The sequence below is a fragment of the Roseibium sp. MMSF_3412 genome (assembly GCF_030733265.1).
In the GTDB taxonomy this organism is placed as follows: domain Bacteria; phylum Pseudomonadota; class Alphaproteobacteria; order Rhizobiales; family Stappiaceae; genus Roseibium.
The window spans coordinates 39,242-64,048 of record NZ_JASHJI010000026.1 but is presented as its reverse complement, the minus strand read 5'-3'; the positions used below and the strand labels follow the sequence as shown (position 1 = coordinate 64,048).

The 24,807-nt window shown below is 60.3% G+C and carries 22 protein-coding genes and 3 tRNA genes; 5 read left to right on the top strand and 20 right to left on the bottom strand.

Going from position 1 to position 24,807, the window contains the following annotated elements; translation table 11 throughout:
• Window positions 1-243: 243 nt before the first annotated feature.
• Window positions 244-317: transfer RNA gene (locus tag RBB49_RS28075), tRNA-Gly, on the bottom strand.
• Window positions 318-339: 22 nt separating this feature from the next.
• A tRNA-Tyr gene (locus RBB49_RS28070) sits at window positions 340-424 on the bottom strand.
• A gap of 407 nt (window positions 425-831) precedes the next feature.
• On the opposite strand from RBB49_RS28070, the gene RBB49_RS28065 reads away from it, so the two are divergent.
• The 4 genes from RBB49_RS28065 (at window position 832) to RBB49_RS28050 (ending at window position 3,246) form a co-directional block, all read left to right on the top strand.
• Entirely contained in the window at window positions 832-1,329 is a 498-nt protein-coding gene (locus tag RBB49_RS28065; protein WP_306146285.1) for a MarR family winged helix-turn-helix transcriptional regulator, read from the top strand.
• Between the two features lie 24 nt (window positions 1,330-1,353).
• Window positions 1,354-1,857 (top strand): PaaI family thioesterase, encoded by a 504-nt coding sequence (locus RBB49_RS28060; protein WP_306146284.1) that lies wholly within the window; start codon window positions 1,354-1,356, stop codon window positions 1,855-1,857.
• 244 nt (window positions 1,858-2,101) lie between these two features.
• A complete protein-coding gene (locus tag RBB49_RS28055) occupies window positions 2,102-2,923 on the top strand; it encodes an RNA methyltransferase (protein WP_306146283.1) in 822 nt (273 codons plus the stop codon).
• Window positions 2,924-3,170: 247 nt separating this feature from the next.
• Window positions 3,171-3,246, top strand: a tRNA-Thr gene (locus RBB49_RS28050).
• A 193-nt stretch (window positions 3,247-3,439) separates the two neighbouring features.
• Here RBB49_RS28050 and RBB49_RS28045 read toward each other — a convergent pair.
• From RBB49_RS28045 to RBB49_RS27975, 15 genes are all read right to left on the bottom strand, one after another.
• Window positions 3,440-6,232, bottom strand: coding sequence for a bifunctional aconitate hydratase 2/2-methylisocitrate dehydratase (locus tag RBB49_RS28045; protein WP_306146282.1), 2,793 nt, complete (start codon window positions 6,230-6,232; stop codon window positions 3,440-3,442).
• Between the two features lie 256 nt (window positions 6,233-6,488).
• A complete protein-coding gene (locus RBB49_RS28040; protein ID WP_306146281.1) occupies window positions 6,489-7,184 on the bottom strand; it encodes an RraA family protein in 696 nt (231 codons plus the stop codon).
• Window positions 7,181-7,876 carry an alpha/beta fold hydrolase gene (locus RBB49_RS28035; RefSeq protein ID WP_306146280.1) on the bottom strand — a complete coding sequence of 232 codons (696 nt, stop codon included), beginning with the start codon at window positions 7,874-7,876 and terminating at the stop codon, window positions 7,181-7,183. Before RBB49_RS28035 ends, RBB49_RS28040 begins: the two co-directional genes overlap by 4 nt.
• Window positions 7,873-9,006: a cobalamin-independent methionine synthase II family protein gene (locus RBB49_RS28030; protein ID WP_306146279.1), complete on the bottom strand. Its 1,134-nt coding sequence runs from the start codon at window positions 9,004-9,006 to the stop codon at window positions 7,873-7,875. Before RBB49_RS28030 ends, RBB49_RS28035 begins: the two co-directional genes overlap by 4 nt.
• A gap of 43 nt (window positions 9,007-9,049) precedes the next feature.
• On the bottom strand, window positions 9,050-10,015 hold the full coding sequence (locus RBB49_RS28025) for a cupin domain-containing protein (protein WP_306146278.1): 966 nt from the start codon (window positions 10,013-10,015) through the stop codon (window positions 9,050-9,052).
• A 21-nt stretch (window positions 10,016-10,036) separates the two neighbouring features.
• A complete protein-coding gene (locus RBB49_RS28020) occupies window positions 10,037-11,005 on the bottom strand; it encodes an ester cyclase (protein WP_306146277.1) in 969 nt (322 codons plus the stop codon).
• On the bottom strand, window positions 10,992-12,023 hold the full coding sequence (locus RBB49_RS28015; protein WP_306146276.1) for a LacI family DNA-binding transcriptional regulator: 1,032 nt from the start codon (window positions 12,021-12,023) through the stop codon (window positions 10,992-10,994). Before RBB49_RS28015 ends, RBB49_RS28020 begins: the two co-directional genes overlap by 14 nt.
• Window positions 12,023-12,790, bottom strand: a complete 768-nt coding sequence (locus RBB49_RS28010) for an SDR family NAD(P)-dependent oxidoreductase (protein WP_306146275.1) — start codon at window positions 12,788-12,790, stop codon at window positions 12,023-12,025. The genes RBB49_RS28015 and RBB49_RS28010 overlap by 1 nt, the downstream gene beginning before the upstream one ends.
• Window positions 12,787-13,836, bottom strand: a complete 1,050-nt coding sequence (locus RBB49_RS28005) for an ester cyclase (RefSeq protein WP_306146274.1) — start codon at window positions 13,834-13,836, stop codon at window positions 12,787-12,789. The genes RBB49_RS28010 and RBB49_RS28005 overlap by 4 nt, the downstream gene beginning before the upstream one ends.
• 1 nt (window position 13,837) lies before the next feature.
• Complete coding sequence (hisD, locus tag RBB49_RS28000; RefSeq protein ID WP_306146273.1) at window positions 13,838-15,148, bottom strand: histidinol dehydrogenase; 1,311 nt, start codon at window positions 15,146-15,148, stop codon at window positions 13,838-13,840.
• A gap of 144 nt (window positions 15,149-15,292) precedes the next feature.
• Window positions 15,293-15,829, bottom strand: coding sequence for an ester cyclase (locus tag RBB49_RS27995; RefSeq protein WP_306146272.1), 537 nt, complete (start codon window positions 15,827-15,829; stop codon window positions 15,293-15,295).
• 41 nt (window positions 15,830-15,870) lie between these two features.
• Window positions 15,871-17,028: a carbohydrate ABC transporter permease gene (locus tag RBB49_RS27990; RefSeq protein ID WP_306146271.1), complete on the bottom strand. Its 1,158-nt coding sequence runs from the start codon at window positions 17,026-17,028 to the stop codon at window positions 15,871-15,873.
• Window positions 17,025-18,050, bottom strand: coding sequence for a carbohydrate ABC transporter permease (locus RBB49_RS27985; protein WP_306146270.1), 1,026 nt, complete (start codon window positions 18,048-18,050; stop codon window positions 17,025-17,027). The genes RBB49_RS27990 and RBB49_RS27985 overlap by 4 nt, the downstream gene beginning before the upstream one ends.
• A gap of 132 nt (window positions 18,051-18,182) precedes the next feature.
• Window positions 18,183-19,388, bottom strand: a complete 1,206-nt coding sequence (locus RBB49_RS27980; RefSeq protein WP_306146269.1) for an ABC transporter substrate-binding protein — start codon at window positions 19,386-19,388, stop codon at window positions 18,183-18,185.
• Window positions 19,389-19,465: 77 nt separating this feature from the next.
• The gene (locus RBB49_RS27975; RefSeq protein ID WP_306146286.1) at window positions 19,466-20,521 is read right to left on the bottom strand and encodes an ABC transporter ATP-binding protein; all 1,056 of its coding nucleotides are present in this window, start codon (window positions 20,519-20,521) and stop codon (window positions 19,466-19,468) included.
• Between the two features lie 195 nt (window positions 20,522-20,716).
• Between RBB49_RS27975 and RBB49_RS27970 the strand changes: the two genes are divergently transcribed.
• Window positions 20,717-21,655: an ester cyclase gene (locus RBB49_RS27970; RefSeq protein ID WP_306146268.1), complete on the top strand. Its 939-nt coding sequence runs from the start codon at window positions 20,717-20,719 to the stop codon at window positions 21,653-21,655.
• Window positions 21,656-21,702: 47 nt separating this feature from the next.
• Here the strand turns inward: RBB49_RS27970 and RBB49_RS27965 are convergent, their stop codons facing one another.
• From RBB49_RS27965 to RBB49_RS27955, 3 genes are read right to left on the bottom strand one after another with little or no spacing between them, the layout of a single operon-like run.
• Window positions 21,703-22,227 carry a ricin-type beta-trefoil lectin domain protein gene (locus tag RBB49_RS27965; RefSeq protein WP_306146267.1) on the bottom strand — a complete coding sequence of 175 codons (525 nt, stop codon included), beginning with the start codon at window positions 22,225-22,227 and terminating at the stop codon, window positions 21,703-21,705.
• Between the two features lie 46 nt (window positions 22,228-22,273).
• Complete coding sequence (locus RBB49_RS27960) at window positions 22,274-22,849, bottom strand: cupin domain-containing protein (RefSeq protein WP_306146266.1); 576 nt, start codon at window positions 22,847-22,849, stop codon at window positions 22,274-22,276.
• Window positions 22,850-22,865: 16 nt separating this feature from the next.
• A complete protein-coding gene (locus RBB49_RS27955) occupies window positions 22,866-24,758 on the bottom strand; it encodes a TRAP transporter fused permease subunit (protein WP_306146265.1) in 1,893 nt (630 codons plus the stop codon).
• Window positions 24,759-24,807: the final 49 nt, after the last annotated feature.

The window sequence follows — 24,807 nt, the reverse complement described above, 5'->3', positions numbered from 1 at the left end:
TTGCCGTGGTCAACGTGGCCAATCGTGCCAATGTTAACGTGCGGCTTGTTGCGCTCAAATTTTTCCTTCGCCATCGGCGTCGCTCTCTGTCCAATACTCGGTTCGGTCGATACAGGCTCGAGGCGGGACGCCCTCCGGCGCCTTGGACAGATCCGCGAGCGTCGAATTGCTTCCCGTAGAACTTATGTCAGGATTTCCGGGCGAAAGAGCCTTCCGTTCCGGACACTCCGGTATGCCCCATGATGGAGCGGGTGAAGGGAATCGAACCCTCGTCGTCAGCTTGGAAGGCTGCTGCTCTACCATTGAGCTACACCCGCACAACGAGAGAAACAGGTACGATGGTGGAGGAGGTTGGATTCGAACCAACGTAGGCATAGCCAACGGATTTACAGTCCGTCCCCTTTAGCCACTCGGGCACTCCTCCATCTCGTCCTGCTTCACGCCGAAGCGATCAGGATGGCTTACCGGAGAACCCGCCCGAAAGGGGCGAGCAATCCCGTGGCGCGTGTTATGCAGATGACGACCTGCCCTGTCAACGCTGATTTTGCAAAGAAATGCACAAAATCGGGAAGACGTTCGAAACAGGTGCTTCGAACGCTGGCGTTCACTTCGGTTACCGTGTTTCCAAGAGTGCCTGCCCGGCCCTCCAATGTCACCATTTGCCGATGCATTTCCTCAGGCTAAGCCGAGAATCGCCCCTGCCTGTGGACAACTCACCGGCGCCGCCCGAAACGGAATTTTCCGCACCGCATCGCGTGCCCGCCCCCTTTCAGGGGCCGCCGCACGCGCTTTCAAGTTGTGACGCCTCTCATTTTGTTGTACCTACAACACATGTCATCCGACCTGAAAGCCATCGACTTTGCCGAGATGGGCAGAACCTGCTTCGGCCACGCGGCCCGGCGCACGGCGAATCTGCTGACACGTCATTACAACCGCGCCATGGCCGGGCTCGGCCTGGAACTGACCCAGGCACAGCTCCTCGCCGTTATAGCCGATGGCACCGCGCCGTCCGCCTCCGCAATCGCCCGCTATCTCGGCATTGACCGCTCGACGCTCGCGCGCAACCTGCGCCCGCTGGAAGCCGCCGGACTGATCCGCCGGCGCGAAACCGCAGGGCGAACCGTTTTGCCCGTACTGACCCCGGCAGGCGAAGAGAAGGTCATTGAAATTCACCAGGCCTGGCAGCGCGCGCAGGAGGAACTGACAGGCATGCTCGGCCCTGAAGGGGCTGAAGCGGTGCGCGCTCACATGTCCGCCCTGCGCAAGGCCGTCCACATTCTGGAAGACAACGACGCCAAGGCCACGCCAAACGTTGACCAAACCAACTGAACGCTTCTGACTGAAGGATATCCGATGAGCAACACGGACACGATCACCGAAAACGGCAAGACCCACGAGATCGGTGCTCTGCCGAAAACGGCCTTTTCGGAGATGACCGGGCTCGACATTTTCAGGCTTATGATGGCGGGCGACCTGCCTGCCCCGCCGATCATGATCCACTCCAATATAAGAATGAAGGAATTTGAGGAAGGTCGCGCCGTCTTCACCGGTCTTCCGGCGAAGCAGTTTCTCAACCCGCTCGGAACCGTCCACGGCGGCTGGATTTCAACGCTGATCGATACGGCGCTGAGCTGCGCGGTCCACACCACCTTGAAGCCGGGCGAGTTCTATACGACCACCTCGCTCAACGTGAACATGGTCCGCCCGCTTCAGGCAACGAGCGGCGAAGTCATCTGCGAAGGCCGGATCGTCCATCGCGGCTCGCGCCTGGCCACTTCCGAAGGCGATCTCAGAAACGCGGACGGCAAGCTGATCGCCCACGGTACGGTGAGCTGCATGATCCTGAGGCCGTCTTGAAGACAAAACCGAAAAGCTGACCTGTTCCCAGACATTGACTCGCTGTTCGAAGCGCGAACCGCACTCGCGCCAAGGGTCGAAAACCTCTCTTCTTTGCCGCCCCGGACCCGATCCGGGGCCATTCGCAGCGATGGCACGGGTCCCGGCTCAAGGCCGGGACGGCAGGAACTGTTTCGCGCCGTGCGCATAAAGAAGAGGACATGCGCCCTTCCCCTCCGCCAAATTTGCCGCTACAGCAATCGCCATGACGGATAACTCCAAAACTGGCCACCCCGGACCGCGTTCGGGTCAAAAGCCTTTCTACAAGAAGAAGACTGGCGGAAAACCCGCGCCCCGCAGACCCGGTCTGCCGCCGGAAGGTCCCGTCCTTTTGTATGGCCTGCACACGGTCGAGGCCGCGTTCGCCAACAAGGACCGCAAACGGCTGAAGCTTTTTGCCACGGAGAACGCCCAGAATCGCCTCATGGAACGCGGCGTGAAGATCGATGTGCCGGTCGAGACCATGATGCCGCGCGCGCTCGACAGGATGGTCACGAGGGACGCCGTCCACCAGGGCATGATCCTGGAAGCCGATCCTCTGCCCGCATACGGCGCGGAACACCTTGAAGGCGCGCGGCTGGTGCTGGCCCTCGATCAGGTCACCGACCCGCACAATGTCGGCGCAATCCTCAGATCCGCCGTTGCTCTTGACGCCGACGCCGTCGTCACAACCGAGCGCCACGCGCCCGAAGAAGGCCCGGTGCTGGCAAAGTCGGCCTCCGGTGCCCTCGACATGATCAAGCATGTGCGCGTGAAGAACATGGCAAGGTTTGTGGCTGAGATGAAGGACAAGGGCTTCGGCTGCATCGCGCTCGACAGCGACGGTCCCGCCAGTCTCGAGGACACGGCCTTTACCGACAAAACGGTGCTGGTTCTGGGTTCGGAAGGAAAAGGCGTCCGCCAGGGTGTGCGCGAGGCTTGCGGCCTTCTCGCCCGGCTCGACATGCCCGGCGAGATCCGTTCGCTCAACGTCTCCAACGCCGCCGTCCTGTCGCTCTATGTCGCCCGCATGAAGATGGGCCTCTGACGCCACACTCTGTGACCGGCCAGCGCACAAACGACTTTCAGGAACGCCCAAAGAACCTCGCCCTGGCCCACTGAGAGCAAGAGCGGACACAGGTCTTCGGCCTGTACGCGGCAATGTGATTATCCACAGCGGACAGACGATTCCGGCAGACTTTAGAAAGGCTTGCAGGAATTTTTTAGCTGACTTGCCGTTTTTTTCGTTTCCCCCATGGACAAGCGCGTCCAATCTGGTAGAAGCCATCCCCGGCGCCGGTATAGCTCAGCTGGTAGAGCACGTGATTTGTAATCTCGGGGTCGCGGGTTCGAATCCTGCTGCCGGCACCAGTTTCTCCCCTTTAAATCAATTGCTTCTCGCTGCAAGAGCGCAAACGACACCTGAGCGTTGCCAGGCCGCGACGTGCTGCCCAAAGCAGCTACCGGCGCGACCGGGCATAAAAACACCCGGCACGAAGAACCTCCGCGCCGGGCATGGTGTCTTTGCAGTCGAACCACACGCTCACTATCGAGCGTGATCGCCCTAGAAGTGGACCGACTGGGTGTCGAGCGGCTTCTGCAGTGGCGGGGCGAACTTGGTGAGGTCGATGCCTTCAACCGCCGTCTTGTACTCATCGATGGTCGGTGTCCGGCCGAGAATGGCGGACAGGACCACGACCGGCGTCGAGGCCAGCAGCGATTCGCCCTTCTTGTCATCGGAATCCTCGACAACACGCCCCTTGAACAGGCGCGTCGACGTGGCAAGCACGGTGTCGCCCTTGGCGGCCTTTTCCTGGTTGCCCATGCAAAGGTTACAGCCGGGCCGCTCCAGATAGAGGATATTCTCGTACTCGGTGCGTGCGATGTTCTTCGGCGCCGTGTCGTCGAATTCGAAGCCGGAATATTTTTGCAAAACGGCCCAGTCGCCTTCTTCCTTCAGCTCATCGATGATGTTGTAGGTCGGAGCCGCCACGACGAGCGGAGCGTTGAATTCGACGCTGCCGGAGGCTTTCTCCAGATTGCGCAGCATCTGGGCAACGATTTTCACGTCTCCCTTGTGCACCATGCAGGATCCGACGAAGCCGAGATCGACCTTCTTCTCCGCCCGGTAATGCGAAATCGGACGGATGGTGTCGTGTGTATAGCGCTTGGAGACATCGGCGTTGTTCACGTCCGGGTCGGCGATCATCGGCTCGTTGATCTCGTCGAGGTCGACGACGACTTCCGCAAAGTACTTGGCGTTGCCGTCAGGCGCGAGCGCGGGCTTCTCACCGGACCTGATTTCCGCGATCCGCTTCTCGGCGATATCGATCAGGCCCTGCAGCATCTGCGCGTCATTGTCCATGCCCTTCTCGATCATGATCTGGATGCGGTGCTTCGCGATTTCCAGCGATTCGATCAGGGTCTCGTCCTCGGAGATGCAGATGGAGGCCTTGGCCTTCATCTCTGCGGTCCAGTCGGTGAAGGTGAAGGCCTGGTCGGCCAGCAGCGTGCCGATATGCACCTCGATGATACGGCCCTGGAAGACGTTGTCGCCGAACTGCTTCAGCATCTGCGCCTGGGTCGCATGGACCACGTCGCGGAAATCCATGTGATCGGCCATGGCCCCCTTGAAGGTGACCTTCACGGACTCGGGGATCGGCATGGTCGCCTCGCCGGTCGCAAGAGCAAGCGCAACGGTGCCGGAATCGGCACCGAACGCCACGCCCTTGGACATCCGCGTGTGGCTGTCGCCGCCGATGATGATTGCCCAGTCATCCACGGTGATGTCGTTCAGCACCTTGTGAATGACGTCCGTCATGGAATGGTAGACGCCCTTCGGATCGCGCGCCGTGACAAGACCGAACTTGTGCATGAAAGCCATCAGCTTCGGCGTGTTGGCCTGCGCCTTCAGGTCCCAGACCGATGCCGTGTGACAGCCGGACTGATAGGCACCGTCGACACTCGGCGACAGAACCGTCGCGGCCATCGCCTCGAGCTCCTGCGAGGTCATCAGGCCCGTCGTGTCCTGCGACCCGACGATGTTGACCTTGACCCGGACGTCGGACCCGGCGTGCAGGACGGTGCCCGGTGTCACGCCGCGTGCATTGGCGTTGAAGATCTTTTCAACGGCGGTCAGGCCCTGCCCTTCGTGGGTGATTTCCTTGGAGGCTGCAAAGGCGGATTTCAGTTCGATCCCGAGCGTCTCGCAGGCAAAGCTCTGCAGCTTCTTGCCAAAGACGATTGCGTAGGAGCCACCGGCCTTGATGAATTCAAGCTTCTGCGGCGAGAAGGAAGAACTCAGGTCGGCGTGTTCTTCATCGCCGGCTTCGTTTAGCAGCTTCTTGCTCTTGGTGTTGATAGTCAGGACCGTTCCCGTCTCCACCGAGTATTTCTGTTCCAGAACCGGGTTGCCGTCATTGTTCAGGATCGGGTTGCCGTCCTCGTCCAGCTTCTTGACCCAGTTCTTCAGGTCGACGCCGATACCGCCCGTTACGCCGACGGTGGTCAGGAAGATCGGCGAAATGCCGTTCGTACCGGCAACGATCGGGGCGTAGTTGACGAAAGGCACGTAGGGGCTGGCCTGCTTGCCCGTCCAAAGGGCGACGTTGTTGACGCCCGACATGCGCGAGGAGCCGACACCCATGGTGCCCTTTTCGGCGATCAGCATCACCTGCTTGTCCGGATGCTGAAGCTTCAGCGCCTGGATCTCCTGCTGCGCCCGTTCCGAGATCATGCACTTGCCATGCAGTTCCCGGTCGGCGCGGGAGTGGGCCTGGTTGCCCGGCGACAGAAGGTCGGTGGAAATGTCGCCTTCAGCGGCGATAAAGGTAACGACCTTGATCTCCTCGTCGACGTCCGGAAGCTTGGTGAAGAACTCGGCCTCGGAGTAGCTTTCCAGGATGTCTTTCGCGATTGCGTTGCCGGCAGCAAACGCTTCCTTGATGCGGTCCGTATCGGCCTCGTAAAGGAACACCTGCGTCTTCAGCACCTCGGCAGCCGCCTGTGCTGTCGACGCATCGTCGCCAAGCGCCAGGTCGAGAAGCACCTCGACAGAGGGCCCGCCCTTCATGTGAGACAGAAGCTCGAATGCGAATGCGGGTGAGATCTCCTCAACCGGGGCGTCGCCAATGATGATCTCTTTCAGGAAGCGCGCCTTTTCGCCTGCAGCACTCGTCGTTCCGGGAAGCGTGTTGTAGATGAAAAACTTGAGGGAATCCTGCCTGTGCGCATTGCCAGCATCCTTGATCTGCGCGATGAGCTCACTCACGAGTGCGCCATCGTCGATCGGCTTGGGATGCAGGCCCTGCTCTTTGCGGCTTTCGATTTCTTCAAGGTAGGCTGTGTAAAGGCTCATGAGCGTCCTCGGGAACTGGGGTTTCTTGAGGCTTCGGCGCGGCCTCTCATCAGGCGCCGGAAGCCGGGCAAAATGAATTGTATGCGGCGGTATACTATTTTTCGCTGAAATGCAACAGGAGATCACGCAAACAGGATGCGGCCACGTGCCCTAAACATAGCACGAGCAACTTCCGAAAGCGTTGACAGCGGTAAAACCGAACGGACGCGCCGACACGTCCGCGCTCGTCTTTTGAGGCAAGCCTCCTGCTGCAAATTCAGGTTCTGGCCTTTTCGAAAGCCGCCCAGGCTTCCTGGAATTTTTCGAAATCGAAGCCGGGCTGACGCGCCGGTTCAAGAACAAGCTTTTCGGTCTCAAGCAATTTACCGATTGCAGCCGCGAGTGCCGGTATCACGTCCTCAGGGATAACCAGCGCGCCGTGCCGGTCGGCATGCACCAGTTCATCTGGCTGAATGTCCAGCCCGAAGATCTTCACCGGCGTGCCGATTTCCTTGACGTGAACGAAGCCGTGGCTCGGTCCGACGGACCCGGCAACCACCGGAAAGTCTTCCGGCAGATCGCCGAGATCGCGCATCACGCCGTTGGTCAGGGCACCGCAGAGCCCCAGTCCCTTGTGGACGGTCGTGTTGATTTCGCCCCAATAGGCGCCGATCGCATTCGGATAGTCGACATCCTCGACCACGGCGAGCGCCGGGCGCGGGCCCTCGGACATGTGGCGGTAATAATCCATGCGCCGGGCCTTGATGACATCGGGCGGCTCCGTCGGCGGCGCAAGCGCGGAGATCCTGGCGGTTCTGGCATAGCCGACCATGGCCCCGGCAGCGGGATCGGACGCGAGCATCGTTCCGCGTGTGAACCGGTTGAAGCCCCGCCTGCCCTCGGCCACTTCAATCGCATTGCAGACCGTCGGCGTATCGACGGATTTCAGAAGGTCCAAAAGTTCGGTGTTCATTCCATGTCCAGCCAGGTCTTGAAAGCCGCGTTGACGGCCTCGGGTTGCTCCAGGGTCGGCAGATGCCCGGCCCCCTCGATAATCTTCAGTTCCGAACCGGCAACAAGATCGTTCATCAATTCATGCCGGTCCAGCGGACAGAGCCTGTCCTCCCTCCCCATAAGGATCAGCGTTGGCACTTCGACCGATTTCAAAGTCGCCTGCTGGTCTGGACGGGTCTGCAGGGCGCGGGACTGCCGTTCGAACACGTCCGGACCAAGGTCCATAGCCATGGTCATGCACATGTCCAGCACATCCTGCCGACGCGGTCCGTTGGCCAGGTAATTGGGTTTGAGCTCGTCGCGCATGACGGTGTGCAGACCGCCTGCGCGCACCGACGCGATCTGGGGTTCGCGGGCCTGCCTGACCTCGTCAAGTTCCGCGCGCGGATTGGTATCGAGCAGCGCAAGCCGCAAGACACGATCCGGTGCCTGCCTGACGATCTCCATCGCAACGATGCCGCCCATGGAAAGCCCCGCAAGGGCAAACCACGGCGGGGCATGCACAAGAACGTCTCTCGCAAGCGCCTGGACGGTGTCAAACGCCGTTATGGGTGCGAGATGAACTGGAACGCGTCCGGACAGGGCTGCGATCTGCGGCCCGTAAAGCCGTGCGTCGCACATCATGCCCGGAAGCAGAACCAGCGGTGTCACGCACGCGCCTCAGCGATTGCAGCCCCGTCCGCCAGAGACTTCAGTTTTGCGAACGCGATCTCCGGGTCGACAGCCCCATAGCCTGCAAATGTGCCGAAGCCGCAGTCGGAACCGGCAATCACCCTGTCCATGCCGACGATCTCAACGAAGCGGTCCAGCCGCTGCGCAACCACTTCCGGGTGTTCAACGAAATTCGTCGTCGTGTCGACAACGCCCGGCACCAGGATCTTGTCATCCGGGATTTCCGATTTCCGGTCGCGAAAGACCGTCCATTCATGCGCGTGGCGCGGGTTGGAGGTCTCAAAAAGAACGTAGCGCGCGCGTGCCGACATCAGCGTCGAAAAGACCTTGTCCATGGAAATGTCGCAGACATGCGGACCTTCGTAGTTGCCCCAGCAGATATGGATCCGCACCTTTGCCGGGTCGATATTCTGAAGCGCATGGTTGAGCGCATCGACATGGCTTGCCGCAATCTTCAGGAATTCGTCATCCGACAGGTCTGTGAACAGCATGTGCCGGGACAGCGCGAGATCCGGACAGTCCAGTTGCAGATCGAGACCGGCGGCGACGATCGTCTCGTATTCGTCCTTCATCACATCGGCCAGCGCCCGCAGATAGGCCTCGCGTGTCGGATAGTGATCATTTTGCAGGAAGAGCGAAATCACACCCGGTGAAGCGGCATTCATGAATCCGCTTTCCACGCCGTGTGTCGCCATCGCATCCTTGAGATGCTTGATGTCCTTGATCAGTTCCCCCTGTCCCTTGGAGCGCACCTCGCCCGTGCACATCGGACGGGCATATTGGGGCGTGCCGCCGCTTTCCGCGATCCGTTTCAGAAAGCTCGGATAAAGCTTCAGATCCGCCGGCGCGTTGCGGGGGCTGTCACCGGAAAAGCCGGTGTACCGGTCCTTTACATAGGTGGCGTACGAGATCTTCGAGGTCTCGCCGTCGCTGACGATCGTCACCCCGGCGTCCACCTGCTTGCGCACGGTTTCGGAAACCGCCGATGCCATCGCCGCGTCGAAGGAAGCTTGGTCAAACGGCTCGCCTTTTTCGCGGGCAAAGATGAAGTCCACGACTTCCTGCGTGCGCGGCAACGAGCCGACATGGGTCACATCGATCTTGCTCATGGGTCCTCCCAGCTGCTGCGGCGGGGTCACCCCCGTTCTGTTGTTATCCCACCCAGGTCGGACCTGCCGGGTCGTCTGTGTTCATGACACGGAAAAGGCTCGCCTCACCGCTCATGGACGGAACAAGAGTGTGCTCCAGTCCCGGCGGAACAGCGCAGGTATCGCCCGGAGCCAGCACCTTTTCGCCACCGCACCAGCCGAGTTTCCAATGGCCCCGCATGACCATGAGGATCTCGTGGCTGTAGAGGCTGTAGCTCGCCTCGGGGATCGACCCGCGGGTGAGGAAATCGACTTCGAAGCCGGGACGATCTTTCAGCAATCCATGTTCGCCAATCACCCGGCACGGTGCCTTGGCCCCGAGCGCCATCATGTCCCAGTAGCGCGCGACATAATCTTTCACGACTGCATCGTTTCCAGGCTCCGGAAACGCCTTCAGTTCCTCGTCGCTCAAAAGCGGCATCGGGCTGACACCTTCGGGCAGGGCCTGGCCTTTCTTGCTGTCGTAGAGAACGCCGTTCTGCCCCAGAACAAGGCCATGGTCGCTGGCATCCTCGATAACCTGTGGTGCCCAGGTCACCCCGCCACCGGCGTCATCGCCGCCAAGGATCGCCATGATCATTCCGTAATCAGTGCCGATGTTTTCAAAGCCCCGGAAGATGCCAGTCGGGATATTGAAAATATCGCCTTCCTCGAGCACAACTTCTCCGGCCGTTCCCCAGCGCCCCCAGAAGAACCGCCATCTGCCCTTCAGGACAAAGAACACTTCCGCTGTCGTATGCGAATGCAGCGAGTTGCGGCATTTGGGCGGCTGACCGGCCGCACCGATATTGAAACCCGGCGTATCCTTGATGTGGACATGCTGGTCCGGGCTTTCGGAGACACCGCCGCCGATAATCGTGAAGTTTTCCTTCTGATCCGATCCTGGCGTGTGGGCATCGATGAAAGCGGTACGGCACGGCTTGAGATCTCCGTAGCGTACAATCCGGGTTTCCATTTCTTCAGGGCTCATAACCAAACCTGTTCTTAAAAATTATCCGGTCTTCAGGGCGATCTGTTTCCAGACCGCCGTTTCGTCAAAAAGCGTGTATTCGCGGCGCAGGCCCCAGGGCCCGAATTCGGCATGCGAGGCGCCCATGACATAAACCTCGGCCCCGCTCGGCTCGCCAAAAGCACCCCAGCCGTCGTGCCTGCCGTGCAGCGACCAGCGAATGGCGGCTCTTGGCGGCATCAGCGGGTCGTCCCGGCCGATGCGGTGCTCGACCCTGAAGTCGGCGGAGGGAAAACTCGCGCGCAGACCCATCCAGAAACGGTCGGCGGCACCAAACGAGTGACCGTTGACACCCCCCGGGTAAAACAGCGCGCAGGCCCGGTCGTATTCGGCCTCGATAACAGCGATGTCCGCCGCCATGATGCGCGACAGGATATCCGCGTAGCGTTCGCCCCATTCATTGTCGTTGCCCTTGCCCTTGTAGGGGCCCGGCTTGTCGATGGCGGGGGTGAAAGGATGAACACAGGTGTCCGGACCGCCCTCACGCGCAATCAGATCCAGCGCGTATTGCTTCGGATCCCAGCCCATCTGACGAACGATCGCGCCCTGGTCCCTGATCAGCCATTCATCGTTGATCTGGTTGTTGATGGCGTGGCAGTCGGCAATGATCCGGTACTGGAGCTTCTTGCCGCTGGCCGCCCCGTAGACGCCGTCGCCAAGATGTGTCGCGGTCGATATGATCCTGTGAGATGAAAGCATGCCTTCTTCCGGCGAACCGGACCAGATCACATCTTCCCCCAGAAGGGTCCTGTCAGGAAACTCGGCGAGCGTTGCCATGGTCGCGCCGATCACGCCCTTGTTTCCGACAACGACGGAAGCGGGCGAGCGCACGACAATGTCGTCCGAATAGTAGTGATGCAGGGTCGCAATCTTGCGATCTTCCCAGATTTCCCTGGTAATCCCGATGATGTAATCGGGGAAATCCGTCCAGCGAGGGTCAAAGCCTTTCATCGGGCCATCCTTGGGGTATGCGTGCGGAACCGCGGATCATCAGCGGTCCGTCTATCTGAATTTTTCGGACATCGTTGCTGCCCTCCTCGATCCACCCGAGCAGCGTGGAGACCGTTGCCTCCACCATCCGGTTCGAGGGTTGCCGCAAGGTTGTCAGGTCGTAGGCAGGCCAGGACGCGAGCGGTACGTCGTCGTAACCGACGACCGAAACATCACCCGGCACGTCCAGCTTGAGTTCGAAACGCAGCACGTCCATGACCGCGAAGGCCATGTGGTCATTGCCGACGAAGACCGCGTCCGGGCGGTCCTTACCGGAAAAGAGCTCGCGGGCGGCGGCGGCCGCGGTCTCGCGCTTGTACATGCCGTCGATACAGGCGACAGGCTCGACACCGGCTGCTGCCAGACCGGCACGAAAGCCGGCTTCGCGGTCGCGGCCGGTGGAAGACCCGGACCAACCTGCAATATGAGCGATTTTTGTGTGTCCTCCGGCCAGCAGGAATTCCGCGATCTTGCGGCCGCCCGCCAGGTTGTTGGACGTGACCTGGTTCAGTCTCTCGTCGTCCTGGCCACGGTTGAACAGAACCACGGGCACGCCGGCGGCCGAACACCGCGCTGCAAGAGCATTCGACATTCCGACTGACGCCGTGATGATGCCGTCGACCTGATAGTCCAGCAGTTCTCCCATCACCTTGTCGACGCTGGCATCGTCGTTGGAGACCATGAAAACCAGAATGTGATAGCCGTGTTCCTGCAGCGCCGTGGAGAGCTTTTCCAGTGCGTCCGGGTAGAACTGGTTTTCCAGATAGGCGACGACAAGGCCAATGATCTTCGACCGGCCGGTGATCAGCGAACGGGCAAGCACGTTGGGACGATAACCGAGTTCGTCGGCGGCTTTCAGAACCTTGTCCGCCATCTTCGGAGACACCGATGCGCCCGGCGTGAACACACGGCTGACTGCCGACTGGCTGACACCGGCCTTTTTGGCAACGTCAACGGAAGTAACTTTCTCGGAGCGCATCAGTCCGCTGTCCAACCTCCATCGACTAGAAGCGAGGTTCCGGTGACCAGAGCGGAGGCATCGCTTGCCAGATAAAGCACCGCTCCCATGATGTCCTCGACGACACCCGTACGGCCAAGCTTGATCTTCTCCTCGATCCACTGGACGCGGTCCGGATTGTCGAAGGTCTGCTCGGTCAGCGGTGTGCGAATGAATGTCGGGCAGATGGTGTTGACCCGGATCTTGTGCGGTCCGAACTCGAGCGCCATGGCCTTGGTGAACCCTTCGACCGCGAATTTCGACGCACAGTAGACCGCACGGTCAATGCCCCCGACATGTGCCATCTGCGAGCTCATGTTGATCAGCGACCCGGATCTGCCCGCCGCGATCAGGCCTTTCGCGACGCATTTCGTAACGAAGTAAGCCCCGCGCACGTTGACGTTCATGACGGCATCGAAATCCTCGGGCGTGGTGTCGACGGCCGCACTGTGGCGCGCCAGCCCGGCGCTGTTGACCAGGACGTCGAAAGGCCCGTGTTTCTCGATGCTGACCTGCACTTCAAGGACGTCGGCAATATCCAGCTGCAACGCGGACGCCTTGAAGCCTTTCGCCCGGATCGCTTCGACGGCCTCGTCGAGCTTCTCCGTCCTGCGTGCTGCCAGGACCACCTCTCCTCCCGCCTCCGCCAAGGCGACCGCAGAAGCAAGGCCGATGCCTGAAGACGCTCCGGCAACAAGCACTTTTTTGCCTGCAAGGGAAAAGCTGGGAGTGGAAGGAAGGTCGATCATGGAAGCGCAACTCCGGTTTCCGGGTCAAAGCCCACACGGGCCTTGTTGAAATCGCGAAGTCGGTTGAAAACGTCAACACCCAATTGCGCATAAGCGTCGAGAAGGTCGACCATGACCCAGTTTTCACGGATCAGGCCATTTTCCACGCGCCAGAAATCGAGGCTGCGCATGGTGATTTTCCTGCCCGCCGGCGCAATACCCATCCAGCCGTCATGGGTGACCGACTGGATCATGTCGGGCCACCCGGTGACAGCGGCATAGTTGCGGTCGCCGAAGAAGTGATACTCGATCTGATCGACATATTGGCCGCGATCCGGCATGGCCTTTAAAAACGGGATCTGGTGCCACTTGCGGAAACCGTTTATCCCGCGTCCGGTACCAATTCCCGACGGCCCGTACCAGCTCATGCGCGGATGCCAGAATTTTGGCATCTCCATCACCTCGGGCCCGCCCTGTGACGGATGCCGCTTCATGTGTTCCAGCATATCGACAATCAGCTGGCACGTCTCTTTGCCCGAAGCCTCGTCATAAGGGCCCGGCACGATCCCGTCTTCGGTCGCCGGCCCAGGTACATGCCATTCGCGGCCAAGGCTCGGAGCCATTGGCCAGGCACCTGCCTGCATCATCACTTCCGGTAAATCCCAGAGCGCCTGAAACTCGACGACCTTCCCGTCGACGAAGCGATAGAACTCGTGAAACCGCATGGCCACCTGATGGCCTGTTGCCGGAACATCCTGCCACGGTCTTTCGAAGGAGCCCGTGTAATAGCCGCCGCAGCCGACCCAGTCATTGCCTTCCGGTGTCGGCCCGGCCATGACGATGGTGTCGCGCCTCTCAAGATCCGGGATCGCCCTGAACAGGGGCGCATAGGCCTTGTCGTAAAACGCGTCCGTTCCGGCGGTGTCGCCGAACGGGTGGCACAGCCTGAACAGGACATCGGGCGTGCAAATGTCCGCGAGCGTTTTGCGGACCGAAGTCTCCTCAAAGTCGTACATGGCCGCCCGGAGCGGCGCGATCAGCTGTTTGTGCCGGGTATGCCTGTCCATGCTATTCGGCGGCCTCTCCGTAAGGCACGTTGCCGCCGCCATACCTGCGGACACGCACATTGGCCTGTTCGGCATGACCGACAAACCCTTCCAGCATGCAAAGCCGCGAGCAGTACGCGCCGATCTCGGCTGCAGCCTCGTCGGTCAGAACCTTCTGATAGGAATGGGTTTTCAGGAACTTGCCGACCCAGAGCCCGCCTGTATAGCGCCCGGCCTTCTTGGTTGGCAGCGTGTGATTGGTGCCGATCACCTTGTCACCATTGGCGACGTTGGTGCGCGCGCCCAGGAACAGGGCGCCGTAGCAGGTCATGTTCTCCAGGAACCAGTCGTCCCGGTCGGTCATGACCTGGACATGTTCCGAGGCAATATCGTCGGCAACGGCCAGCATTTCATCGTAGGTGTCGCAGACGATCACCTCGCCATAGTCCTCCCAGGACTTGGACGCGGTGTCGGCTGTCGGCAGGATCTTGAGCAGGCGCTCGATTTCAGAAAGCGTTTCTGTCGCCAGTTTTCGGGAATTGGTCACAAGGACCGCCGGCGAATTGTAACCGTGCTCGGCCTGACCGAGGAGATCGGTGGCGCACATCTCCGCATCCACAGTGTCGTCGGCGATGACCATTGTTTCCGTCGGCCCGGCAAAGAGATCGATACCGACACGGCCGAACAGCTGACGCTTGGCTTCTGCAACAAAGGCATTGCCCGGCCCGACCAGCATGTGCACTGGATCGATCGTCTCGGTTCCGATCGCCATCGCGCCAACCGCCTGAATGCCGCCGAGGACGTATATTTCATGCGCCCCGCCAAGATGCATGGCGGCAATCACCGCCGGGTTTGGCGCGCCCTTGAACGGCGGCGTCGCCGCTATGATGCGCGGCACCTCCGCCACCGATGCGGTCGCCACCGACATGTGCGCCGAAGCCACCATCGGAAACTTGCCGCCGGGTACATAACAGCCGACCGATTGCACCGGAATATTCTTGTGGCCGAGGATGACGCCCGGCATCGTTTCGACCTCGATATCCAGCATCGACGCACGTTGTGCCTCGGCAAATTTGCGCACCTGCTCCTGCGCGAACTTGATGTCTTCCATGTCGCGTGCCGAGACCTGGTTCATCAGGGCCGCTATCTCCGATCCGCTGAGCCGGAACGAGGACGGAGCGTAGTTATCGAATTTCTCGGACAGTTCGCGCACGGCGGCATCGCCGCGGGTTTCGATCTCCTTGAGCGTCCCCTCCACGATGGAGCGGACCTTGGCATCGTCTTCGGAACGCTCGGCTTCCGGCTTCCCGCGCTTCAGATACTCAATGGCCATGTTTCATCCCTTTCAAAGCGCCGGCGGACCAGTTTTTCAAGGTCTCTTTTCACCGCAGCACCCGTCTTTTCCATTCAATTTGCATACGTATGCAGAAACTTCAAGCAACAAACAACGCTGCACGAAATACTACGTAATCCAAACTCAGGCGGCCTTGGTCGGCGCAGGTGGGTTGCGCTCGCCACGGTCGAAGGCCTCCCAGCCCTGCCCTTCAAAAACATCCTTGCCGAGTTGCGCCAGAACATGCGGGAAGTCGACCATGACCCAGTTATCGACAATCTTGCCGTCGACGACCTTCCAGAAATCCATGTAGCGGATCTCAACCCTCTTTCCGGTCGGTGCAAGCCCCATGAATTCGCCTGAATGCGTTGCCTCCTGACGCCCGAACGCAGCCGCCCACTCGCCCATGTAGAGCCGGGCCTCGTCAACGCACACCTTGTCGGAAAAAGCTGCCTGGAACGGTTTTTGCCAATTGTCCTGAAACTCCTTCAACCCGGTCTTGGTGCCGCAACCTGTGTTGCCGAGCCAGCGGAAGCCGTCGGAGAAAAACTCCCCGATATCGGCGATCCGATGGTCGTTGAGTCCATCGACCATGTCTTCGATGACACGGCGCGTATCATCCGTCTTGCTCATATCCGTGTCGCGGCTCAGCACAGCCTGTTCGGGACGCGAACCCTTCATGTTTCACCTTTAGGAACGTGTGTTTCAAAAGAGCGCATGGCCTAGCCCTTCACCGCACCGGCCGTCAGACCGCTGACGATCTGGCGTTGGAAGATCATGATCAGCAGGAACAGCGGAGCGATGATCGAAACGGCGGCGGCCACGGCTTCAACCTGGTCGGTTGTCGTCGTCTCGCGGTTGAAATAGCCCGCAATAGCCGGGACCATCGTCTGGTTCTGGGCGTCCAGAAGCAGCGAACAGACGAGATAGTCGTTATAGGCCAGGAGGAAGCTGAACAGCCCGGTCGTAATGACCCCTGGCCACATGACCGGCATGATCACCCACCTGAACGCCTGGAAATGGGTGCAGCCGTCGACGCGCGCCGCTTCATCCAGCTCGTTCGGGATGTTCTGGAAGAATGAACGCAGCATCCAGATCGTGAACGGCTGGTTGATGGAGACCAGCACGGCAATCACCGCCCACGGCTTGCCGTAGAGCGTCGGTGCCGCCTCCCCGAGGATCGGGCGCAGGATTTCCGCCGAATTGATGAAGGGCGGAAGGTAACCGGCAACAAGAACCGAATGCGGCAGCGCCCGGAACACCAGTGCGACGATCAGGATCCAGAAGGCAAGGCTGGAACCTGACCGGGCCAGGCCGTAGCCGGCCAGCGTGCCGACGGTAAGCGATACCGTGACAACCCCGACGGTAATGATCAGCGAGTTGATGAAATTCTCGTAGAACGCATTCTCGGCCCAGACCGCCTGGTAATGCTCGGTCGTCAGCCCGAGGATCGGCTTGCCGAGGGGACCAAGCACCGAATTCAGAACACCCAGGACCGGCGGCAGAATACCGAAGAAAACGATCAGGAAACCGAGCGCAAACACCACCGCGCCGATGATCCAGCCCGGCACGATCAATTCCGGCGGCGTAAGTTGCGTCACCACGCGTGGAAGTTTGGTAACGGCCAGGTGCACGGTGTACCAGAGAACGGCAGCGCCGACGACGATGCTGACGATCGACAGGCCCCGCCCGGTCGCGACCGTTTCCGGCCCGAAGATGACGCTGAGAGGGTTCGAGGCGAACGCATCGATCGGATCCTTGAAGCTCATCACCGCGATCCAGAAGATCGGGAACGACGCCAGGAGGCACCAGAAAGCAAGGAAACCGGCAGAGGAAAGGCGCAGCGCCATCGGTTGCTGCATGGATTTCGGCGAACTCATACCCGTCCCCCCTTGTGATCGCGCCAGGTCTTGCGCAGGAGCGGCACCAGCAGCACGACAATTCCGATCATGGTGAGCATTGCGCTTGCAGAGGCGCGTGAGATGGAGCGGTTGCCGCTGTCGTCAGGCGTAAGCAGATCGTAGGTCAGCCACTGCAGCGAGATCCTGTACGCCTGACTGGAGAACCCGACGATCTCCTCAAAGACGCGGTAGGAATCCATCAGGTGGATGAGCGAGATGAAGACAATCAACGGCATCAGGTGCGGAATAACGACATACCGGAGCCGTTCCCAGCGGCTGGCACCGTCGATCACGGCCGATTCCAAGGTATCCTGGTTGACGGTCTGAAGGCCGGCATAGAAGACCACGAAGGCAAATGGCGCCACGTGCCAGACCCGGTAGAACATCATCAGGAGTTCGATCGTCCAGCCTTGCGCGAACATGGATATGTCGCGCGCGAGCCACCATTCCAGAAACGCGGTCATGATGCCGTCACCGATGAAAAGCCAGCGGATCGACAGCGCGCCGATCACCGGTGTGATGATGAACGGCAACAGGGAAATGAAGATGATGGGGCCGCGTATCATGCGGGTGGCGTTGTTGACTGTTATTGCGATCGCCAGCCCGACGCCGATCACGAGCGGAAGCGTTACCAGCGTGAAGGTCAAGGTGAAGCGGAGGGCTTTCCAGAAATCGATCGTCAGCAGGGAACCGAAATCCAACGCCTTCAGTGCCGCCCAGGCGCGATCGGGTTCCAGAACGTTCACGTAGCTTTCCAGGCCGACATACTTGACGGTGGTTATCACTTTACCGTCCTCGCCCAGGACCGGTTGCACCTTTTCCTCGGTCACACAGGTCTGGTTCGGAAAACCGGGCGTGCAGGTTTCGACCTGCACCGTCTCGAAGACGGGCTGGGTTATATAGAAGCTTTGCATGAACACGCTGATCAGCGGCGCAGCAATGAAAAGCAGCATCAAAAAGATGGACGGGCCGACAAAGGCGGCAAAGGTCTTGGCATTCATGCTGCCCTCCCTTGAAACGCGCGGTGATCGTGGCCGGAGGCCTTTTGAGGAATACGTGGCTGGCCGCCCCGAATTCTTCAGAAGCGCTCCAGGGCGAAGGGCGCGAACGCCCTTCGCGGAGGCGTCAGCGGCTTACTTGATCAAGCCGGCTTCCTTGGCGGAGGTCGTGTACGCCGCGGAAATATCCTTCAGCGTCGTCTGGGCATCCTTGGCGCCGGTCAGATAGTCGGCGACACCGTTTCCAAGCGCGGTGTGCATAAGGCCCATCTGCGAGCTTGCCGGATAGGGCAGCGCGCCGGCCTCAGCCGTCTGGACCACACCAAGTGCAAGCGGACCCGGCTCGTAGCCTTCAACCAGCCAGACGGCGACATCGTTGTTTGCCTTGACCATTTCCGGCGTCATGCCGTTCATGGCAACACGGAAAGCAGCTTCTGCCTCTTCGTCCGATGCGTTCTTGGCAATCACGATCCCGTCCCACCAAAGGGTCGAGGCTGCGCGGGCATTTGCTGTCGGTGCACCGGCCATCTTGACCTTGCCGACGACCTGGGACTCGTTCGGATCATCCATTGCGCCGGCACGGCTCGCCCACAGGTTCGCCATGGCGATCTTGCCCTGCTGGAATTGCTGCTGGACATAGGTGCTGTCGGAGACGAGATATTCCGGATCCATGTACTCGGTCAGCTTCTTGAGCATTTCGAGCGATGCAACGCCCTGCTCGTTGTCGATGGTTGCCGAATTGTCCGGACCGAAGAACTCGCCGCCCATGCCCAGATACATGTTGACGAATTCCTCGCCGAGGTTCCAGCCGGTCTTGAACGTGCCGCCGATCGGATAGTCGACGACGCCCGCGTCCTTGATCTTGGCTGCCGCTGCCAGCACTTCGTCATAGGTCTTGGGAACCGGAATACCGAGATCGGTGAGGATGTCTTCGCGGTACATCAGGTGCTGCGCGTTGACCATCATGGCAACGGCCATGGTCTCGCCGTTGATCTTGATGAGCTGGTTCGCCGTGAGGTTTTGACCGTATTTCTCGATCAGGCTGTCAAGCGGACGGATCGTGCCTTCATTGAGCAACGGAACCAGCGTCCCGTTAGCAACGCCACCGATCTGGTAAAGCGACGGATCGGCCGCGAAAGCCGCTGGCTGTTTGGTCCGGAACTCCTGGTCAAGTTCGGCTTCGAAATCGCCGCACTTGGCCATGAAAGAAGTGACCGCCTTCCAGGCTTCAAAGCCGGCGGAGAGCGATTTCACCGGCGTCGTATTTTCAAAATCACACGCGCTTGCCGCACCCGTGACTGCCAGTGTCATTGCACTGGCGAGAAGAAGTTTCTTGAGCATGCGTCAGGTCTCCCTGCTGTTCCATGCGCCCTGTGGCGCTCTTCTGGTTTTCGGCTATGCGCCGGGTCCGGACAGGCTTACGCGTCGATGCGCGCGCCGGTCTCATGATTGAAAAGGTGGCAGATCTCCGCCGGAATATGCAAACCGACCGTCTCGTCGATCTCGATGCGGTAGTCCTTGTTGGCCTTGACCGACACCAGCGCTCCGCCGGCTTTCACCGTGATCATCGTGGCATCGCCCAGGAGTTCCATCGTATAGACGGGAGCGCTGATCTCCGCCTCGGCGCTCGAACCGGCAACCGCCGCATCCTCCGCACGGAAACCGAGCGTGACCGGACCGTCAGGCGCATTCAGACCGGATATCGTCACGTTCTCGCCGGTAAAGGTGCCCCCGGCAAGCGTGCCTTGCATGAGGTTCATCGCCGGCGACCCGATGAAGCTGGCAACGAACGTGTTGGCAGGGCGATCATAGATTTCGGTTGGCGAGCCCACTTGCTGGATGATCCCGCGCTTCATCACCACGACCCGATCAGCCAGCGTCATCGCCTCGATCTGGTCATGCGTGACGTAGATGGTGGTGACCTTGAGCTCGTGCTGGAGGTTCTTGATCTGCGCCCGCGTCGACACGCGCAGTTTTGCGTCAAGGTTCGAAAGCGGCTCGTCCATGAGGAACACATTCGGCTCCCGCACGATCGCACGTGCGAGCGCGACACGCTGGCGCTGACCGCCTGAAAGTTCCGCAGGCTTGCGGTGCAGAAACTCGTCCAGTTCGACCATCGCGCTTGCCCGGCGCACGCGTTCATCATGCGTTGCCGGGTCGACCTTGCGAACTTTCAGGGGAAAGCGAATGTTCTCGTAGACATTCATGTTCGGATAAAGACCGTAGGACTGGAATACCATGGCGATATCCCGGTCTTTCGGATCGAGGTCGTTCACGACCCTGTCGCCAATAACGATCTCGCCGCCGGTCGCGTCTTCCAGTCCGGCGATCATGCGCATCGTTGTCGTCTTGCCGCAGCCGGACGGGCCGAGAAGTACCAGAAACTCACGGTCGGCGATCGTGAGATCGAAATTGTCGACGCCGACAAAGGATCCCCACCGCTTCGACACATTCTTGAGCTGAATTTCTGCCACAGCCATCCCCTCTTCGACTGTTTTCAGACCAATTTTGCATTCCTATGCAAAACAGCTAGACACAGCAAAAAGACTTTGGCAACGATTTTTTGCATACGAATGCAAAATTGTTGCTATACCTTCATAGCTCTGAAACTCGCAAGGTATCCAATGTCCGATTTCCGGCTCGCTCCCCATGGCTTTTTGAACACAGTATTGACCTCACCGGTGCATGAGACCGGCGACCTTCTCGCCCGGCACCTGAAGGAAGACGTGACCTTCGATGTCGCGCACCCGGTGAACCGTCTGACCGGGCGCGAGAGCGTTCGCGATGCCTTTTTCGAGCCGCTGAAAGAGGCTCTCTCGCATGTACGCCGCCGCGACGAGATTTTTATCGGCGGGCCGAACCGGCGCGAGCCCGGCGGCCACTGGTGTGCATCTTTCACTCACTATCTCGGCAATTTCGAAAAGCCGCTCTTCGGCGTCAAACCGTCGAACCATCTGGTGTTTCTGCGTTCGGGCGAATTCTACCGCGTAGAAGAGGACGGGCGGATCTCGGAAGCCAAGATCATCCTGGACCTGATCGACCTCATGCGTCAGGCCGAGCGATTCCCCCTGCCCCGTCTGCTCGGAACGGAGATGCTTTTCCCGGGCCCGGCGACCCATGACGGCGTGGTTCCCGTGGGTCAGGGAGATGGCGAGAAAACCCTCGACCTGTGCGAGGCGATGCTGGCCGACCTGAAAGCCTTCGACCCTGAAAACTTCACGTCCAAGGGTCAGACCGGCGACGACGGTTACTGGCATGAAGACATGCTCTGGTACGGACCGGGCGGGATCGGCTCAAACTACCGCTGGAGCGGGTTTGAAAAGGATCACCGGGCGTCCTTTCTGACGGCGTTTCCCGACCGTGTCGGCGGCAACCACTATTGCCGGATCGGCGACGGCAACTATGCTGCTGTCAGCGGCTGGCCTTCCATGACAATGACCCACAAGGGCGACTATATCGGCGTTCCGGCCACCAACAAGGCGCTCACGCTTCGCGTCATGGACTTCTACCGATGCGCAAGTGGCAAGATCATGGAGAACTGGGTCATGCTCGACTACCTGGATCTGTTTGCGCAGATGGGCCGGGACCTGATCGGCGAACAGGCCTGATCCTGCCGCGCTTGACAACTGCCCGTCGAAAAGGGTCTTGAGCGCGCCTATTTCCTTTCGCGCCACGTGATGACTGCAGGATCGGCAGTCTCGCACGGAGCAAGGATCAGGTCACGAGACATGAACGGGCCGGCAGCCCGGCTCGCTGCCCCGGCAGCAACGCAATCCGCGGGCTGGCTCCCGGGGGTGATGTGCCCGCTCGCCGGATCGAAGGCGAACACCTGCTCCGCCTTACCGTCGGCGCAGTCGCGCAACCCGAAGGCTATCGCAGGATCTCCCGGTGCAATCAGTTCCATGCATTTACCGTCGAAGGCAACGGAACGGATCTGCCCGGATGCCGCGTCGAAGGTGAACTGAACATCCCCTCCCCGGGGCTTGCACGAATGGGCATGGAGATTTTCACCGAACCCGCGCCCTTGCGTGTCGATACACCAGCCGAGATTGTCGGCCTCGTCGAGATTGTCGGCGAGATAAATCACCGGCGCGGGAGTCTTGAGATCGGGGGCTTCGGCAAGCGCCGGCAATGAAACGGTCATCGCCAGAAAGACAAGGCACGGTCCGTTTATGCGCATGTGATGATCCTCTCCGGATTGAAAAATGAGCTGTCGCCCGGGTGCTCTATCTCTTCGGAATGCCTTTCAGGTCTTCCGGCTCTGCTGAGCGTTGGGTCACGCCATCAACCAGGACGAAGGCGATTGAACATGGTTCCGTGCCGCGGTTTGACCAGGCGTGATTGGTGCCGCGCTGGACAACCACATCGCCGGCCTTCAAGAGCACATCCTCCTCATCCATCAGCATGTAGATCTCGCCTGTGAGGATGACCGCATAGTCGACGCTGTTGGTTCGGTGCATCCAGGGATGCCGCGCGTCCTGCACGACATTATCGCCCGCGCCCATTTCCGCAAAAGCCGCCTTCCCGTCCAGCGTCTTCATGACTTCGGGATCTTCCGGCATGAATTCGACCACCCGGAAAACGCTGCCGTTTTGCGGCGGATGAAGGACAAACGGTCCTTCACAGGTTTCGACAGGGCCGTCATATTCCGCCGGCGTTCCGTCAGACAGCCAGAAGTTGGTCAGCGTGACGCCGGGCCGGTTCTCTCTTTGCAGCCTGTGGGTCGCAATGCCGTCGCTTTCAACAATGGCAACCCCGTTCTTGTCATGGCCGGTTACCACACGTCTGAATTCTCTTGCCATATCCGTTTCGCTCGTTTCAGGATTTCAGGGACATTTGGGGAAGCGCCTTTTGCTGGATCAGCAGGTAGGCGAGAAGCACGAGGCCGAGGACCAGCGTCGGCCAGGACTGAACCAGAAGGCAAAGACCTGCGCAAAGCGCAGCCGCCCGGTTCAGGCCGGACAGCGGACGGATCGCGCAGCCGATAACACCGGCGGCAACCGCACCCACGCCGGCGAACCCCGTGACGATGGCAAGCGCATTCGCGGCAACACCGTCCTGCATCAGGAGGCCGGGACCAAACACAAAGGCAAAAGGCAGCACAAAGCTCGTGAGCGCGTAGGAGGCCGCGGTCCAGCCGACCTTGTTGACGTCTGCACCGGCAATGCCGCCGGCAACATAGGACGCAAGGGCCACCGGCGGCGTGATGGTCGAGATGCAGCCATAGTAGAAAACGAAGAAGTGCGCGGTAAGCATCGGCACACCCAATTTGACCAACGCGGGCGCGACCACGGTTGCCAGGATCAGGTAGGCCGCCGTTGTCGGCAGCCCCATGCCCAGAACGATCGAGGCGATCATCGTGAACATCAGTGCCAGGATGAGGTAGCCGTTGGAGGCAACGTCGATCAGCAGCGCAATCTTGGAGCCAAGTCCGGTGATCCCGAGCGTACCGGAAATGATGCCGGCGGCGGCACAGGCAGCCGAAATCGTGATGACGTTGCGCGCACCTTCCGAGATGCTTCCGGCAGTTTTTGCAATCAGGTCCCTGTCGATGCGGCGCGTTCTGGCGACATAAAGTGCGATCAGAACCCCCATGCCCCAGAGCGACGCCTTGAACGGCGAAAACCCGGCGAGCATCAACGCAAGCAGAACGGTGAACGCCCCGATAAAGGGCGCCCCTTCCAACAGCACAACATGCAGCGGCCGCCCATCGCTCTGATCCGTCTCCCTCGGCAAGATGCCGGAGCGCACCGCCTGGAGATGAACCACGAAGAACGCGGACCCGAAGAACAGCAATGCGGGGAGGATCGCGACCGCCATGACGGAGGTATAGGGAACACCGACGATCTCGGCCATGATGAAGGCGGCGGCCCCCATGACCGGTGGCATCAGCTGACCGCCTGTCGATGCGACGGCCTCGATCGCACCTGCCTGGTGCGGCTGATAGCCTTCGCGCTTCATGATGGGGATGGTCACTGTGCCGGTAACTGCGACATTCCCTGCGGCGGATCCGGACACCATGCCGATCAGCGTCGAGAATAGCACGGCGGATTTGGCGCTCGCGGCCCTGAGGCCCTTCGTCAGCCGGATGGAAATCTCGAAAAAGAAATCCCCTGCGCCGAAACGCGACAGCATTGCGCCAAATATGGTGAAGACGATGATGTAGGTGGCGGCAACGCCGATGGGAATGCCGTAAACGCCCTGGGTGTCGGTCGTCAGGAACAGGACCATGCGTTCCAGCCCATATCCGCGCCCGCTAAGTATCCCCGGAAGATAAGGGCTCACAAACGGATAGCAGAAGAAGACCAGTGTTATGAGGGCCAGCACCAGCCCGACACCTCTGCGGGCGGCCTCGAAAACCAGCACAAGAATGACGAACCCTGCATAATAGTCCCCGTCTGTCGTCAGCCCGCCGCTGAAGGCGATCGCCTTCCAGCGTGACAACAGCCATGCACTCGCGCCGATCGCGGCCGCAATCAGGAACAGCGAAAGAACCAGATCCGTCTTCGTGCCTGCCAGCCGCGCGGTTGCTGGCCTTAGCGCGAACAGGAGCGAAAACGCCATGGCGACATGGATCAGCCGAAGCGGCATGGTCGAGATAGAGACCACGCCGGAAACGACGGCAAGATGGAAAAGCCCGAGACAAAGGGCGGCGGTGTAAACCGCGGCCTCTTTGCTGATGAACACCTTTCGGAAATTGTGGCTCGTCACCGGGACGCCCTCTTGCCGGGTCGGGAAGCGAGCCCTCGTGAGCGGGCCC

Bases quoted from the DNA above. Each gene is read 5' to 3' on its own strand.
- RBB49_RS28065 (WP_306146285.1), top strand. From the start codon at position 832: ATGTCATCCGACCTGAAAGCCATCGACTTTGCCGAGATGGGCAGAACC.
- RBB49_RS28060 (WP_306146284.1), top strand. From the start codon at position 1,354: ATGAGCAACACGGACACGATCACCGAAAACGGCAAGACCCACGAGATC.
- RBB49_RS28055 (WP_306146283.1), top strand. From the start codon at position 2,102: ATGACGGATAACTCCAAAACTGGCCACCCCGGACCGCGTTCGGGTCAA.
- RBB49_RS28045 (WP_306146282.1), bottom strand. From the start codon at position 6,232: ATGAGCCTTTACACAGCCTACCTTGAAGAAATCGAAAGCCGCAAAGAG.
- RBB49_RS28040 (WP_306146281.1), bottom strand. From the start codon at position 7,184: ATGAACACCGAACTTTTGGACCTTCTGAAATCCGTCGATACGCCGACG.
- RBB49_RS28030 (WP_306146279.1), bottom strand. From the start codon at position 9,006: ATGAGCAAGATCGATGTGACCCATGTCGGCTCGTTGCCGCGCACGCAG.
- RBB49_RS28025 (WP_306146278.1), bottom strand. From the start codon at position 10,015: ATGAGCCCTGAAGAAATGGAAACCCGGATTGTACGCTACGGAGATCTC.
- RBB49_RS28020 (WP_306146277.1), bottom strand. From the start codon at position 11,005: ATGAAAGGCTTTGACCCTCGCTGGACGGATTTCCCCGATTACATCATC.
- RBB49_RS28015 (WP_306146276.1), bottom strand. From the start codon at position 12,023: ATGCGCTCCGAGAAAGTTACTTCCGTTGACGTTGCCAAAAAGGCCGGT.
- RBB49_RS28010 (WP_306146275.1), bottom strand. From the start codon at position 12,790: ATGATCGACCTTCCTTCCACTCCCAGCTTTTCCCTTGCAGGCAAAAAA.
- RBB49_RS28005 (WP_306146274.1), bottom strand. From the start codon at position 13,836: ATGGACAGGCATACCCGGCACAAACAGCTGATCGCGCCGCTCCGGGCG.
- hisD (WP_306146273.1), bottom strand. From the start codon at position 15,148: ATGGCCATTGAGTATCTGAAGCGCGGGAAGCCGGAAGCCGAGCGTTCC.
- RBB49_RS27995 (WP_306146272.1), bottom strand. From the start codon at position 15,829: ATGAAGGGTTCGCGTCCCGAACAGGCTGTGCTGAGCCGCGACACGGAT.
- RBB49_RS27990 (WP_306146271.1), bottom strand. From the start codon at position 17,028: ATGAGTTCGCCGAAATCCATGCAGCAACCGATGGCGCTGCGCCTTTCC.
- RBB49_RS27985 (WP_306146270.1), bottom strand. From the start codon at position 18,050: ATGAATGCCAAGACCTTTGCCGCCTTTGTCGGCCCGTCCATCTTTTTG.
- RBB49_RS27980 (WP_306146269.1), bottom strand. From the start codon at position 19,388: ATGCTCAAGAAACTTCTTCTCGCCAGTGCAATGACACTGGCAGTCACG.
- RBB49_RS27965 (WP_306146267.1), bottom strand. From the start codon at position 22,227: ATGCGCATAAACGGACCGTGCCTTGTCTTTCTGGCGATGACCGTTTCA.
- RBB49_RS27960 (WP_306146266.1), bottom strand. From the start codon at position 22,849: ATGGCAAGAGAATTCAGACGTGTGGTAACCGGCCATGACAAGAACGGG.